The 12598-nt window shown below is 54.7% G+C and carries 12 protein-coding genes; 8 read left to right on the top strand and 4 right to left on the bottom strand.

Translation table 11 applies throughout. The features are described from left to right. Window positions 1–63: 63 nt before the first annotated feature. From hemW to ampD, 4 genes are all read right to left on the bottom strand, one after another. Window positions 64–1239, bottom strand: coding sequence for a radical SAM family heme chaperone HemW (gene hemW / locus Q3O06_RS09440; protein WP_301818653.1), 1176 nt, complete (start codon window positions 1237–1239; stop codon window positions 64–66). Window positions 1240–1295: 56 nt separating this feature from the next. Then, on the bottom strand, window positions 1296–3758 hold the full coding sequence (gene ligA / locus Q3O06_RS09435) for an NAD-dependent DNA ligase LigA (RefSeq protein WP_301818570.1): 2463 nt from the start codon (window positions 3756–3758) through the stop codon (window positions 1296–1298). A gap of 133 nt (window positions 3759–3891) precedes the next feature. Next, window positions 3892–5178, bottom strand: coding sequence for a cell division protein ZipA C-terminal FtsZ-binding domain-containing protein (locus Q3O06_RS09430; protein ID WP_301818568.1), 1287 nt, complete (start codon window positions 5176–5178; stop codon window positions 3892–3894). A gap of 193 nt (window positions 5179–5371) precedes the next feature. Further along, window positions 5372–5944, bottom strand: a complete 573-nt coding sequence (gene ampD, locus Q3O06_RS09425) for a 1,6-anhydro-N-acetylmuramyl-L-alanine amidase AmpD (RefSeq protein ID WP_301818567.1) — start codon at window positions 5942–5944, stop codon at window positions 5372–5374. An 84-nt stretch (window positions 5945–6028) separates the two neighbouring features. Between ampD and mltG the strand changes: the two genes are divergently transcribed. From mltG to kdsB, 8 genes are all read left to right on the top strand, one after another. After that, complete coding sequence (mltG, locus tag Q3O06_RS09420; RefSeq protein WP_301818565.1) at window positions 6029–7024, top strand: endolytic transglycosylase MltG; 996 nt, start codon at window positions 6029–6031, stop codon at window positions 7022–7024. Window positions 7025–7083: 59 nt separating this feature from the next. Further along, window positions 7084–7704, top strand: coding sequence for a dTMP kinase (tmk, locus tag Q3O06_RS09415; protein ID WP_118791923.1), 621 nt, complete (start codon window positions 7084–7086; stop codon window positions 7702–7704). A gap of 221 nt (window positions 7705–7925) precedes the next feature. Then, window positions 7926–9206, top strand: a complete 1281-nt coding sequence (locus Q3O06_RS09410; RefSeq protein ID WP_118811698.1) for a malic enzyme-like NAD(P)-binding protein — start codon at window positions 7926–7928, stop codon at window positions 9204–9206. A 16-nt stretch (window positions 9207–9222) separates the two neighbouring features. Next, window positions 9223–9567, top strand: a complete 345-nt coding sequence (locus Q3O06_RS09405) for a hypothetical protein (protein ID WP_301818562.1) — start codon at window positions 9223–9225, stop codon at window positions 9565–9567. A 38-nt stretch (window positions 9568–9605) separates the two neighbouring features. Continuing rightward, window positions 9606–10640: a tetraacyldisaccharide 4'-kinase gene (gene lpxK, locus Q3O06_RS09400; protein WP_301818561.1), complete on the top strand. Its 1035-nt coding sequence runs from the start codon at window positions 9606–9608 to the stop codon at window positions 10638–10640. A gap of 194 nt (window positions 10641–10834) precedes the next feature. Continuing rightward, window positions 10835–11416: a DUF2059 domain-containing protein gene (locus Q3O06_RS09395; RefSeq protein WP_301818559.1), complete on the top strand. Its 582-nt coding sequence runs from the start codon at window positions 10835–10837 to the stop codon at window positions 11414–11416. Between the two features lie 221 nt (window positions 11417–11637). Further along, a complete protein-coding gene (locus Q3O06_RS09390) occupies window positions 11638–11820 on the top strand; it encodes a Trm112 family protein (RefSeq protein WP_002221286.1) in 183 nt (60 codons plus the stop codon). Next, window positions 11817–12578 (top strand): 3-deoxy-manno-octulosonate cytidylyltransferase, encoded by a 762-nt coding sequence (gene kdsB / locus Q3O06_RS09385; RefSeq protein ID WP_301818557.1) that lies wholly within the window; start codon window positions 11817–11819, stop codon window positions 12576–12578. Before Q3O06_RS09390 ends, kdsB begins: the two co-directional genes overlap by 4 nt. Window positions 12579–12598 lie beyond the last annotated feature (20 nt).

Here is a 12598-nt window from a genome sequence, read left to right as displayed (position 1 = left end):
TAAGCATATTTGCCGTCCGCGTTCGGGGCGGGTTTTCCCGGGCGGCCGCCGATTTGTTTGCGCTTATAAAAAACACTGCAATAAATCATTTAAAAACAACCGTCCCTGCTCGGTCGGACGGAACACGGTAGGGTCGGTTTCCAGCAGACCTTTTTGCCTTGCCGTTTCGATTTGCGCCATGATTTTGGCGGCGGGTACGCCTGTGCGTTCCTGCAACATCGCGGCGGGTACGCCGTCGGTCAGGCGCAGGGCGTTCATCATGAATTCGAACGGCAAATCTTCGGAAGCGACGGTTTTGCGTTCGACGGCAACACTTGGCTGACTTTGCATTAAAGCGAGGTAGTCGTTGGGATGGCGGCGGCGGACGGTGCGCTCGATGCGGTCGGGGTAGGAAATTTTGCCGTGCGCACCCGCGCCGATGCCCAAATAATCGCCGAACTGCCAGTAGTTCAAATTGTGGCGGCACTGCATGGCGGTTTTTGCGAAAGCGGATGTTTCGTAGTGGATAAAGCCCGCGCCCTCCAGCGCGCCGTGTACCGCGTCTTCGATGTCGAGGGCGGCTTCGTCTTGCGGCAAACCTTTCGGCGGCGTATGACCGAACGGCGTGTTCGGCTCCATCGTCAGATGATACGCACTGATGTGGGTCGCGCCCGTGGCGATGGCGGTTTGTACGTCGTCTAATGCCGTCTGAACGGTTTGGTTCGGCAGGGCGTACATCAAGTCGATATTGACTTTATCAAATAATTTCAAGGCGGTAGCTATGGCGGTTAAGGCTTCTTTGCCATTGTGGACGCGCCCCAGCCTTGAGAGCATATCGTCGTTGAAACTCTGCACACCAATAGAAAGCCGCGTGATACCTGCGTCTTTAAATCCTTGAAACTTCTCGATTTCAAACGTCCCCGGATTGGCTTCCAAGGTAATTTCCGCTTCCGGCTGCAAGCGCAACAGCGAACGCACGCCGCTTAACAAACGGTCGATCGATTCCGCCTGAAACAGGCTGGGCGTACCGCCGCCGAAAAAGATCGTTTCCACCGGCCTGCCCCAAATATTGGGCAATTCAAGCTGCAAATCGGTCAGCAGAGCGTCGATATAGGCGGCTTCGGGCAATCCGTTTTTCAGACTGTGGGAGTTGAAGTCGCAATACGGGCATTTTTTGATGCACCACGGGATGTGGATATAGAGCGACAGGGGCGGCAGGGCGGTGAGTCGGGTGCGGTTTGGAAAGGAAATAGTGTGCATGGTGTGGTTCGGAAAAGTAGACAATGCCGTCTGAAGGCGGTTCAGACGGCATAGGTTCAGCCGAGCAGGGTAAGCAGTTCGGCTTCGCTGAGGACGGAAACGCCCAAGGTATTGGCTTTTTCCAGCTTGCTGCCAGCGGCTTCTCCGGCGACGACGTAATCGGTTTTTTTGGAAACACTGCCGGAAACTTTGCCGCCTGCGGCTTCGATTAATGCTTGGGCTTGTTCACGTTTAAGCGTGGGCAGGGTGCCGGTTAATACAAAGGTTTTGCCTGCTACGGCTTTATTGATGCCGTCTGAACCTTGCGCCGCCTCGTCTTCAGACGGCATTTGCGTGAAGAAGGTTTTCAGGTTTTCGAGCAGGGCGGCGTTTTGTGCTTCGCTGCGCCACGCTTGCCAGTCGGCGGGAAGGGCTTTGTCGTTTTGCAGCCCTTCTATACTTTTGCCGGCGAGTTCCCATAAGGCTTGGGCTTTGTTTTCGCTGATTTTGAAACCGGGCAGGCGGGCAATCCAACGTTGCGGCTCGGCATATTGTGCGGCAGGCAGGCTGACGGCTTGGGCTTGCGGGGCAACGCCTGCGGCGAGCAGCTCGTCTATCATCGCCTGCTGTTCGGCTTGGGCGAAGAAGTGGGCGATGGAACGCGCCACTACCGTGCCGATGTCGGGCAGGCAGGCGAGGATGGGTTCGGGGGCGCGGCGGACGCGTTCCAATGTGCCGAATGCCTGTGCCAGCGTTTTGGCGGTGCGTTCGCCGACGTGGCGGATGCCGAGCGCGAACAGGAAGCGGGCGAGTTCGGGTGTTTTGCCGGATTCTATGCCTGCGAGGATGTTTTCCGCCCACTTGGTCGGCTGTTTTTTATGTTTGCCCGACGCGCCGACCGAACTGCCTTCAGACGGCATTTGATCCGATTCGGCAACGGTTTTGTCCGCCGCTTCCTTCATTTTTTGCAGGGTCGGGATGTCGAGGCGGTAGAGGTCGGCGAAGTGGCGGACGAGGTCTTGCGCGACAAGCTGTTCGATTTGTTTTTCACCCAAGCCGTCGATGTCCATCGCTTTGCGCGAGGCGAAGTGGATTAAGCCTTGCGCGCGTTGCGCCTGACAAAGCATACCGCCGCTGCATCGGGCGACAGCTTCGCCTTCTTCGCGTTCGATTTCGCTGCGGCAAATGGGGCAATGGGTCGGTAGGCGGTAGGGCTTATGGAGCGGAACGGATTGGGTTTGGTTGGCGGACGGTGTTTCGGCAAACAGGTCGTCTTGTTGGTATTTGATGCCGTCTGAAAGTCCCGTAACGTCTGTTTCCTGCATCGGGCGGCGTTCGAAAATCACGCGCACGACTTCGGGAATCACGTCTCCGGCGCGGCGCACGACGACGGTATCGCCGACGCGCACGTCTTTTCGGGAAACTTCGTCCTGATTGTGCAGGGTGGCGTTGGTTACGGTTACGCCACCGACGAATACGGGCTGTAATCGGGCAACCGGCGTTACCGCGCCCGTCCTGCCGATTTGCACGTCAATCGCTTCGACAATGGTCAGGGCTTCTTCGGCAGGGAATTTGTGGGCAACCGCCCAACGCGGCGCGCGGGAGATGAAGCCGAGTTCGCGCTGTTGCGCCAAGCTGTTGACTTTAACCACCATACCGTCGATTTCGTAGGGCAGTTCGGGGCGTTTTTGCTGCATTTGTTCGTAAAACGCCAATACTTCGTCGATATTTTTGAAATAGCCGAAATTGCCGTCGGGCAGACTGAAGCCGAGTTTTTGGAAATAGGCGAGTTCTTGGATGTGTTCTTCAGCTTCGAAACCGCCTTGCTGGCGGGCAATCGAGTAGGGGAAAAAGTGCAGTTTGCGTTGCGCGGTGATGCGCGAATCGAGTTGGCGCAGGCTGCCGGCGGCGGCGTTGCGCGGATTGGCAAAGGGTTTTTGCCCGTTTTCGGCTTGTCTTTTATTGAGCGCGGCAAAGTCGGCTTTGAGCATCAGCACTTCGCCGCGCACTTCGATGAGTTCGGGCGTATTTTCGCCGTGCAGCCGCAGGGGGATGTTGGCGACGGTTTTGACGTTTCGGGTAACGTCTTCGCCCGTCGCGCCGTCGCCGCGCGTCGCCGCCTGCACCAATACGCCGTCGCGGTAGAGCAGGCTGATGGCGAGGCCGTCGAATTTGGGTTCGATAACGTATTCGGGATTGCCGCCGTCCAAGCCGTCGCGCACGCGTTGGTCGAAAGCATACATTTCGGCATGGTCGAACACGCCGTTTTCATCTTGCGGGGAGAAGGCGTTGGTCAGCGACAGCATCGGCACTTCGTGGCGTACTTCGGCAAAGCCTGCCAAAGGCTCGCCACCGACGCGCTGGGTCGGGCTGTCGGGCAGTTTGAGTTCGGGATGGTTTAACTCCAAAGCTTCGAGTTCGCGGAACAGGCGATCGTATTCGGCATCGGGTACGCTGGGCGCGTCGAGGGTGTAGTATTCGTAGGCGTAGCGGTTGAGGAGGTCGGTGAGGTGGCGGATGTGTTGTGCGGTCGGGTTCATGGATTCGTACAGGTTCAGACGGCATGGACAAATGCCGTCTGAACGGTAAAACGTGTTGGAAACGGTCGGATTTTACAGGAAAACAAAAGGCGGATACACCGTTGCCGATGCATCCGCCTTTGAGGTTTCGGATTTATGAGAACAGGCGCAATGCGGTTTTGCCGCCCGGCTCGATACCGACTTTGAGCATCTCGGACTGACGCGCCAATACATAAGTGCGTACGTCTTTGAGCCATTGGGTAGAAACTTCTTCCATTTTGTCGTTGACCAGATTCAGGTTCAACTGGCCGGACAGGCGCACCGCCAAATCCATAAAGAGGTCGTCGAAGGTTTTTTCGCCTGCCGGAGAGTGCGGGATGTCGAGCAGCATACTGAAGCCTTTGTAGGACTGGTTGTCCAAAAGGGCATTGGTAAATGGCTCGTTGTTGAGCGTGCAGATGGAGAACATGGTCGAACCCGACGTGTCGGTATAGTGGAACGCGCCGTCGTCTTCCAAGACGAAACCCACGCCCGTTACGGCGGAACGCAGTTCTACGCCGCTGATGCTGGTCGGGGAAACCAAATGGATGGCAATGGTCTGGTCGACGCGCGCGCAGAATGCGTCCAGTGCGGAAGCCACTTCGATAAAGGCGGCGATGTCGGTGTGCAGCGTCTGACCGCCCATGCTTTGTGCGAATGCGTCCACCTGGCGGTTGAATGCGGAGAGTTCTTCCTGCGAGGCAAGTCCGTTGCGGCTGACTGCCTGAATACCCACGATAAATGCCTGATAGCGGATGCCCGGGATGGGTTCGGCAATCTGGAAATGGTCGTCCATGGTGCAGCCGACAATCTGGTAGCGGCAGCGGTTGGAAAGGCGCGGCAGTGCGTGCAGTTCTTTGGCTTCGGTCAGTGCGATATAGGAGATGAAGTCGAAGCGCACGTCAAACCAGGGCAGCTCGACCTTTGACAGCTCTTTGAGCGTAATCAACGGTTTTGCCGGCGTTTGCGGAACGGGAACAGGTTTTGCCGGCGCGTCGGCAGGTTTTGGTGCGGAATGTCCGGTTTGGGGTTCGGAAACGGTGTGGGCGGAGTTGCCGATAATGCCGCTTTCTTCCAAGGCGGTTTCGATTTCGGTTTTGAACGGGGAGGCTTTTGCCTGTTTCTGCTTGGCAATGTAGACGGCATCCTGTTCTTGCAGGTTGCGCATGGCGGGGTCTTGGGGTTTTGCCGTTTTTTTGACCGCCGGTTGGGGTTTCGGCATCATGACTGACCCGCCGGACGGTTTGCCGTCGCGGACATGGCTGGTTTTGCTGTTGAGCAGGGCATCTTTGTCGGAGTGTCCGAACTGGTCGCGCACTTTTTTGCGGTATTGGTTTTCCTGATACATATTGTAGGCGACAACGGCGAGGACGGCGGCGAGGAACAGTACGATGTAAATCATGGCAATCACTTTAAATTTCGGGATGCAGGATGCGCAAAGTGCGGGTACTGCGGTTAAATCGGGCTTGCGTTTCCGGCAGTCTGACGGAACGGCCGGTTATAACGTTTGAATTATAACGAAAATTGCAGGGTCTGACAGCAGTGTGTCGAAATAAGCGGGAATTTTCCGAAATGCCGTCTGAAATCTGTGGTTTTCAGACGGCATTTCTGTCCACGGGAAACCCTTTCTCCCGTATCCGCAGCCAGTCGAAAAAATGGCCGGGGTCGGTTTTGCGGCCGGGCGCGATGTCTTGGTGCCCCGTTACCGCCGTGATGGGATAGCGGCGGCAGAGTGCTTCCAACAATGTTTCGAGCGAACGGTATTGTGCTTCGGCAAAAGGTTCGAAATCGCAGCCTTCCATTTCGATGCCGATAGAAAAAGCGTTGCATTTTTCCCTGCCGCCGAATGAAGATACGCCGGCATGGTATGCCATATTGTCGCAGGAAACGAATTGTACCGTTTCTCCGCCGCGTTTGATTAAGAAATGGCTGGATACGCGCAAAGTGTGTATCAATCCGAAAAACGGGTGGTCGTTCGGGTCTAGGCGGTTGGCAAAAAGCTTCTCAACCGCATCCGTACCATATTCGAATGGCGGCAGCGAGATATTGTGCAACACGATCAGGGAAACCGTTTCCCCCGTTTCCCTCGGGCTGAAATTGGGCGACGGGGTATGGCGTATGCTTTGAAGCCAGCCGTTTTGCCAGTGTGCTTCGGCGTGATTGTCCATGATGTTCTTCCTGTCCGGCGGGCAATTTGGGTTATACTGTCGCCCGAAATTTTAAGACGTATTCCGAATACTGGGAATCCTACCATGTTGAAAAAAATGTTGAAATGGACTGCCGTGTTTTTGACCGTATCGGCAGCCGTTTTCGCCGCGCTGCTTTTTGTCCCTAAAGACAACGGCAGGGCATACCGAATCAAGATTGCCAAAAACCAGGGTATTTCGTCGGTTGGCAGGAAACTTGCCGAAGACCGCATCGTATACAGCAGGCACGTATTGATGGCGGCAGCCTATGCCTTGGGCGTGCATAACAGGTTGCACACGGGGACGTACAGACTACCTTCGGAAGTGTCGGCTTGGGACATTTTGCAGAAAATGCGCGGCGGCAGACCGGATTTGGTTACCGTACAGATTATCGAAGGGTCGCGTTTTTCGCATATGAGAAAAGTCATCGACGCAACGCCCGACATCGGACACGACACCAAAGGCTGGAGCAATGAAAAACTGATGGCGGAAGTTGCGCCCGATGCCTTCAGCGGCAATCCTGAAGGGCAGTTTTTCCCCGACAGCTACGAAATTGATGCGGGCGGCAGCGATTTGCAGATTTACCAAACCGCCTACAAGGCGATGCAACGCCGTCTGAACGAGGCATGGGCAGGCAGGCAGGACGGGCTGCCTTATAAAAACCCTTATGAAATGCTGATTATGGCGAGTCTGATCGAAAAGGAAACAGGGCATGAAGCCGACCGCGACCATGTCGCTTCCGTCTTCGTCAACCGCCTGAAAATCGGTATGCGCCTGCAAACCGACCCGTCCGTGATTTACGGCATGGGTGCGGCATACAAGGGCAAAATCCGTAAAGCCGACCTGCGCCGCGACACGCCGTACAACACCTACACGCGCGGCGGTCTGCCGCCGACCCCGATCGCGCTGCCCGGCAAGGCGGCACTCGATGCCGCCGCCCATCCGTCCGGCGAAAAATACCTGTATTTCGTGTCCAAAATGGACGGCACGGGCTTGAGCCAGTTCAGTCATGATTTGACCGAACACAACGCCGCTGTCCGCAAATATATTTTGAAAAAATAAACCATGCCGTCTGAAAAGTTTGTGTTTTCAGACGGCATATCCTTGTCGGGAAAACCAATATGAAACCGCAATTCATCACTTTGGACGGCATAGACGGCGCCGGCAAATCCACCAACCTTGCCGTCATCAAAGCATGGTTTGAACGGAGGGGGCTGCCTGTGCTGTTTACGCGCGAGCCGGGCGGAACGCCGGTCGGTGAGGCCTTGCGCGAAATCCTGCTCAACCCTGAAACTAAAGCCGGTTTGCGTGCGGAAACACTGATGATGTTCGCCGCCAGAATACAGCATATTGAAGACGTGATATTGCCCGCGCTTTCAGACGGCATCCATGTCGTGTCCGACCGTTTTACCGATGCGACCTTCGCCTATCAGGGCGGCGGGCGGGGAATGCCGTCTGAAGACATTGAAATTTTGGAACATTGGGTGCAGGGCGGTTTGCGCCCCGATTTGACCCTGCTGTTGGATGTGCCGCTGGAAGTGTCGATGGCGCGTATCGGGCAGACGCGCGAGAAAGACCGTTTCGAGCAGGAGCAGGCGGATTTCTTTATGCGTGTGCGCGGCGTTTATCTCGACCGAGCCGCCGCCTGTCCCGAACGGTACGCCATTATCGACAGTAACCGCAGCGTGGAAGAAGTCAGAAACAGCATAGAAAAAGTGTTGGACGGACATTTCGGCTGTTGATGCGGCAAATATTGAAACAAGCGCATTCGCCCGCGCCGAAAATCAAACGGCAGTGCCGCAGGTGAAAATGGCGGTATGCGCCAAACTTTCGGCATGATAGAATTACGCTCAGTTACAAGGCAGGATGCGTCGGCAATATTAACGAACCGCCCGTAACCCGATGTCTCGAAAGTGTTTCGGACAGTTCGATTCAAATCTTTTTCTCGCAACAGGATTGACACATGGAAAACTCATTGAAAGAAGCCGCCCTCAAGTTCCACGAATTACCCGTTCCGGGCAAAATTTCCGTTACCCCGACCAAATCTCTGGCGACCGACAAAGATTTGGCGTTGGCGTACTCTCCGGGCGTAGCCGCCCCCTGTATGGAAATCCATGCCGATCCGCAAAATGCCTACAAATACACCGCCAAAGGCAACTTGGTCGCCGTCATTTCCAACGGTACGGCCGTTTTGGGCTTGGGCGACATCGGCGCGCTGGCGGGCAAACCCGTGATGGAAGGCAAAGGCGTATTGTTCAAAAAATTCGCCGGTGTGGATGTGTTCGATATCGAAATCGATGAAAAAGACCCGCAAAAACTGGTGGACATTATCGCCGCTTTAGAGCCGACCTTCGGCGGCATCAACCTCGAAGACATCAAAGCACCCGAGTGTTTCTACATCGAACGCGAATTGCGCAAACGCTGCAAAATCCCCGTATTCCACGACGACCAGCACGGTACTGCCATCATCACTGCCGCCGCCGTATTGAACGCCCTGCGTTTTACCGGTCGTAAAATCGAAGAAGCGACCTTGGTTTGCTCAGGCGCGGGCGCGGCAGCGATTGCCTGTCTGAACCAATTGCTGGATTTGGGTTTGAAACGTGAAAACGTAACCGTTTGCGACTCCAAAGGCGTGATTTACCAAACCCGCGAAGACAAAGACCGCATGGACGAATCCAAAAAATTCTACGCCATTGAAGACAACGGTCAACGCGTATTGGCCGATGCCGTCAAAGACAAAGACATCTTCTTGGGTTTGTCCGGCGCGAACCTGTTGACTCCCGAAATGTTGAACACGATGAACGAAAAACCCATCGTGTTCGCTATGGCCAACCCGAATCCGGAAATCCTGCCGCCGCTGGCAAAAGAAACCCGTTCGGACGTGGTTATCGGTACCGGTCGCTCCGACTTCCCGAACCAAGTGAACAACGTATTGTGCTTCCCGTTCATCTTCCGGGGCGCGTTGGATGTCGGCGCGACCACCATCAACGAAGAAATGAAACGCGCTTGCGTGTATGCTTTGGCGGATTTGGCGATGGAAGAAGTAACCGAAGAAGTGGTTGCCGCTTACGGTAAGAAATTTGAATTCGGCGCGGAATACCTGATTCCGACCCCGTTCGATTCCCGCCTGCTGCCGCGCGTCGCTGCGGCTGCCGCCAAAGCAGCGATGGCAAGCGGCGTGGCAACCCGTCCGATTGCAGACTTGGAAGCCTACGCCGCCAAGCTGGGCGAATGGAAGCTGTAATACGCTGAGTGTAAAAATGCCGTCTGAACTGTTTTCAGGCGGTATTTTGTTGTCCGACGATTTGAAACCTGTTCCAAAAAGGAAAAATATGGAATCCGTCCGTTACAACATCAACAACACGCCTGAAATCCAAAACGACAACGCCCCCGTCATGACGACAGGACAATGGGTGTTGACGATGATTGTTTTCATGATTCCTTTGGTCAACATCATTATGCTTTTTGTTTGGGCGTTCGGCAGAGGCAACCCCAACCGTGCCAATTTCTGTAAAGCGCTGTTGCTTATTTACCTTGTTGGTTCGCTTATCGGTTTGATTTTCATATTGCTTATAGGTGGGTCTGCATCGGGTACGCATTATTAAGGCACCGGCTGATTCTGCTTCGAAGATTTGTATCGAATATGCCGAATTGTTTCAAATTTCATACCCTTATCGAACGGCATTGGCAAAAACCTTATCCGGTTTTGTCTTTTCTGCTCAAGCCGCTTTCCAAGCTGTTTGCCAAAATTGCGGCAAAACGGCGGGCGGATTTTTTATCGGGAAAACGGCAAAGTGAAAAGCTGCCCGTGCCTGTGGTCGTGGTCGGCAATATCCACACGGGCGGGACGGGAAAAACGCCGATTGTTGCCGCGCTGGTGTCGGGTTTGCAGGACAAAGGTGTCAAGGTCGGCATCATCAGCCGGGGCTACGGGCGCAAGAGCAAGGCGGTTCATGTATTGAATGCTGCGAGCCGAGCGGAAGATGCGGGCGATGAGCCTTTGCTGCTGTTCCGCAAAACCGGTGCGCCGACGGCGGTGGGCGGCAGCCGAGCGGAAGCGGGCAGGGCGTTGCTGTCGGCGCATCCCGACATCGGGCTGATTGTGGCGGACGACGGTTTGCAGCATTACGCCCTACAGCGGGATGTAGAAATCGCGGTGTTTCCGTCTGCCGACACAGCAAGGCAAGATTTGGATTTGCTGCCCAACGGCAGTTTGCGCGAACCTTTGTCGCGGCTGGATTTGGTGGATGCGGTCGTCGTCAGCGGCGGCAAGGCGGATACGTCGTTTATGCCGTCTGAAAATATGTTTCACAGCCGTATCGAAACGGGACAAATTTACCGTTTGAACCGGCTGTCCGAAAAATTGGATTTGGCGGGTTTGGGAAATCAAACCGTCGCGGCAGTCGCCGGTATCGCCAAGCCGGCGCGGTTTTTCGATTCGTTGCGGAATATGGGCATTACCTTGAAGCAAACCGTCGCGCTGCCCGACCACGCTGATATTTCGGCGGCAGATTTGCCCGATGCGGACGCGGTAATTATTACGGAGAAAGATGCGGTCAAGTTTTCAGACGGCATTTGCGCCGATAATGTTTGGGTGCTGCCGGTTTGTGCGATAATCGAACCTGATTTGGCGGCGTTTGTGTTTGAGCGGCTGGAAGGAGTGCTAAAGGCTGTCTGAAAGCACGGTTTGGGCGAAATTATTAAAAACGCCTCACGCCGTCATTCCCGCGCAGGCGGGAATCTAAGTCTCGAATTTTCAGGAATGACTAGGAGGCTTCAGAAATCCCAAATCCCTGGATTTCCACCTGAGCAGGAATGACGGAAGCCGGTTGTATTTTTTATCTGTATTAATCATTCGCCAAAGGAGCGGATATGAAGCTGAAAACCTTGTTATTGCCCTTCGCCGCGCTGGCATTGTGCGCCGGCGCATTTGCCGCCCCGCCCAGCGACGCGTCGTTGGAGCGTTGGCTGGATACGCAGAATTTTGACCGGGATATAGAAAAAAATATGATTGAGGGCTTTAATGCCGGATTTAAACCGTATGCGGACAAAGCCCTTGCCGAAATGCCGGAAGAGAAAAAAGATCAGGCGGCAAAAGCCTTTAACCGCTATCGTGAGAATGTTTTGAAAGATTTGATTACGCCCGAAGTGAAACAGGCTGTCCGCAATACTTTATTGAAGAATGCCCGTGAGATATACACGCAAGAAGAAATTGACGGCATGATTGCCTTTTACGGTTCGCCTGTCGGTCAGTCCGTCGTTGCCAAAAATCCGCGCTTAATCAAGAAATCGATGAGTGAAATAGCGGTATCTTGGACTGCATTGTCAGGGAAAATCGCGCGACATCATCTGCCCGAGTTTACGGAAGAGTTGCGACGCATCATCTGCGGCGGTAAAAATCCCGATGCAGGCTGCAAGCAGGCCGGACAGCTTGGGAAAAGGCATCAGAAATAAATAATAGCCGTCTGAAATATTGCAGAGGGCATCCGATTGATTAAACTATTATAGTGGATTAACAAAAACCAGTACAGCGTTGCCTCGCCTTGGCTCAAAGAGAACGATTCTCTAAGGTGCTGAAGCACCAAGTGAATCGGTTCCGTACTATCTGTACTGTCTGCGGCTTCGTCGCCTTGTCCTGATTTTTGTTAATCCACTATAAACTCGAAAGAGACACTATGGAAAAAAAATTCTTAGACATCCTCGTCTGCCCCGTTACCAAAGGCAGGCTGGAATATCATCAGGACAAACAGGAATTGTGGAGCCGTCAGGCGAAGCTGGCTTATCCGATTAAAGACGGCATTCCCTATATGCTGGAAAACGAAGCGCGAGCGTTGAGCGAAGAGGAACTCAAAGCATGACCGAATTTGTCGTATTGATTCCGGCGCGGCTGGATTCATCGCGCCTGCCCGGAAAAGCCTTGGCGGACATCCACGGCAAACCGATGGTCGTGCGCGTTGCCGAACAGGCGGCAAAAAGTAAAGCCGCGCGCGTCGTCGTCGCCACCGATCATCCCGACATTCAGACAGCCTGTCAGGCGCACGGTATCGAAGTCGTCATGACTTCAAACCGGCACGAAAGCGGCACGACGCGCCTTGCCGAAGCCGCCGCCGCGCTGAAGCTGCCGCAACATCTGGTCGTTGTCAACGTACAGGGCGACGAGCCGCTGATTGCCCCCGAACTCATCGACCGCACCGCCGAAGTTTTAGTGGAAAACAACGTCCAAATGGCGACCGCTGCCCACGAATTGCACGATTTCGACGAATTGATGAATCCCAACGCCGTCAAAGTTGTCCTCGACAAAAACCGCAACGCCATCTACTTCAGCCGCGCCCCGATTCCCTATCCGCGCGATGCCATGCGTGCCGAAAAACGCGAATTGCCCGCCGAAACCGCTGTCCTGCGCCATATCGGTATTTACGCCTACCGTGCCGGTTTTCTGCAACGCTACGCCGAAATGAGCGTCTCGCCGCTGGAAACCATCGAATCGCTGGAACAACTGCGCGTCCTGTGGCACGGCTATCCGATTGCCGTCGAAACCGCCAAACAAGCCCCCGCAGCCGGTGTGGATACGCAGGAAGATTTGGACAGGGTCCGCGCCGTATTTCAGACGGCATAACACATTCGCAAAGGAAAACA

Source organism: Neisseria maigaei (assembly GCF_958267405.1).
GTDB lineage: Bacteria > Pseudomonadota > Gammaproteobacteria > Burkholderiales > Neisseriaceae > Neisseria > Neisseria bergeri.
Note: the sequence above shows the minus strand (reverse complement) of the source record. Positions and strands in the feature narration are given on the sequence as shown.

Excerpts from the sequence above, each read along its gene's own strand:
- hemW (WP_301818653.1), bottom strand. The coding sequence starts at position 1,239 with ATGCACACTATTTCCTTTCCAAACCGCACCCGACTCACCGCCCTGCCG.
- ligA (WP_301818570.1), bottom strand. The coding sequence starts at position 3,758 with ATGAACCCGACCGCACAACACATCCGCCACCTCACCGACCTCCTCAAC.
- Q3O06_RS09430 (WP_301818568.1), bottom strand. The coding sequence starts at position 5,178 with ATGATTTACATCGTACTGTTCCTCGCCGCCGTCCTCGCCGTTGTCGCC.
- ampD (WP_301818567.1), bottom strand. The coding sequence starts at position 5,944 with ATGGACAATCACGCCGAAGCACACTGGCAAAACGGCTGGCTTCAAAGC.
- mltG (WP_301818565.1), top strand. The coding sequence starts at position 6,029 with ATGTTGAAAAAAATGTTGAAATGGACTGCCGTGTTTTTGACCGTATCG.
- tmk (WP_118791923.1), top strand. The coding sequence starts at position 7,084 with ATGAAACCGCAATTCATCACTTTGGACGGCATAGACGGCGCCGGCAAA.
- Q3O06_RS09410 (WP_118811698.1), top strand. The coding sequence starts at position 7,926 with ATGGAAAACTCATTGAAAGAAGCCGCCCTCAAGTTCCACGAATTACCC.
- Q3O06_RS09405 (WP_301818562.1), top strand. The coding sequence starts at position 9,223 with ATGCCGTCTGAACTGTTTTCAGGCGGTATTTTGTTGTCCGACGATTTG.
- lpxK (WP_301818561.1), top strand. The coding sequence starts at position 9,606 with ATGCCGAATTGTTTCAAATTTCATACCCTTATCGAACGGCATTGGCAA.
- Q3O06_RS09395 (WP_301818559.1), top strand. The coding sequence starts at position 10,835 with ATGAAGCTGAAAACCTTGTTATTGCCCTTCGCCGCGCTGGCATTGTGC.
- Q3O06_RS09390 (WP_002221286.1), top strand. The coding sequence starts at position 11,638 with ATGGAAAAAAAATTCTTAGACATCCTCGTCTGCCCCGTTACCAAAGGC.
- kdsB (WP_301818557.1), top strand. The coding sequence starts at position 11,817 with ATGACCGAATTTGTCGTATTGATTCCGGCGCGGCTGGATTCATCGCGC.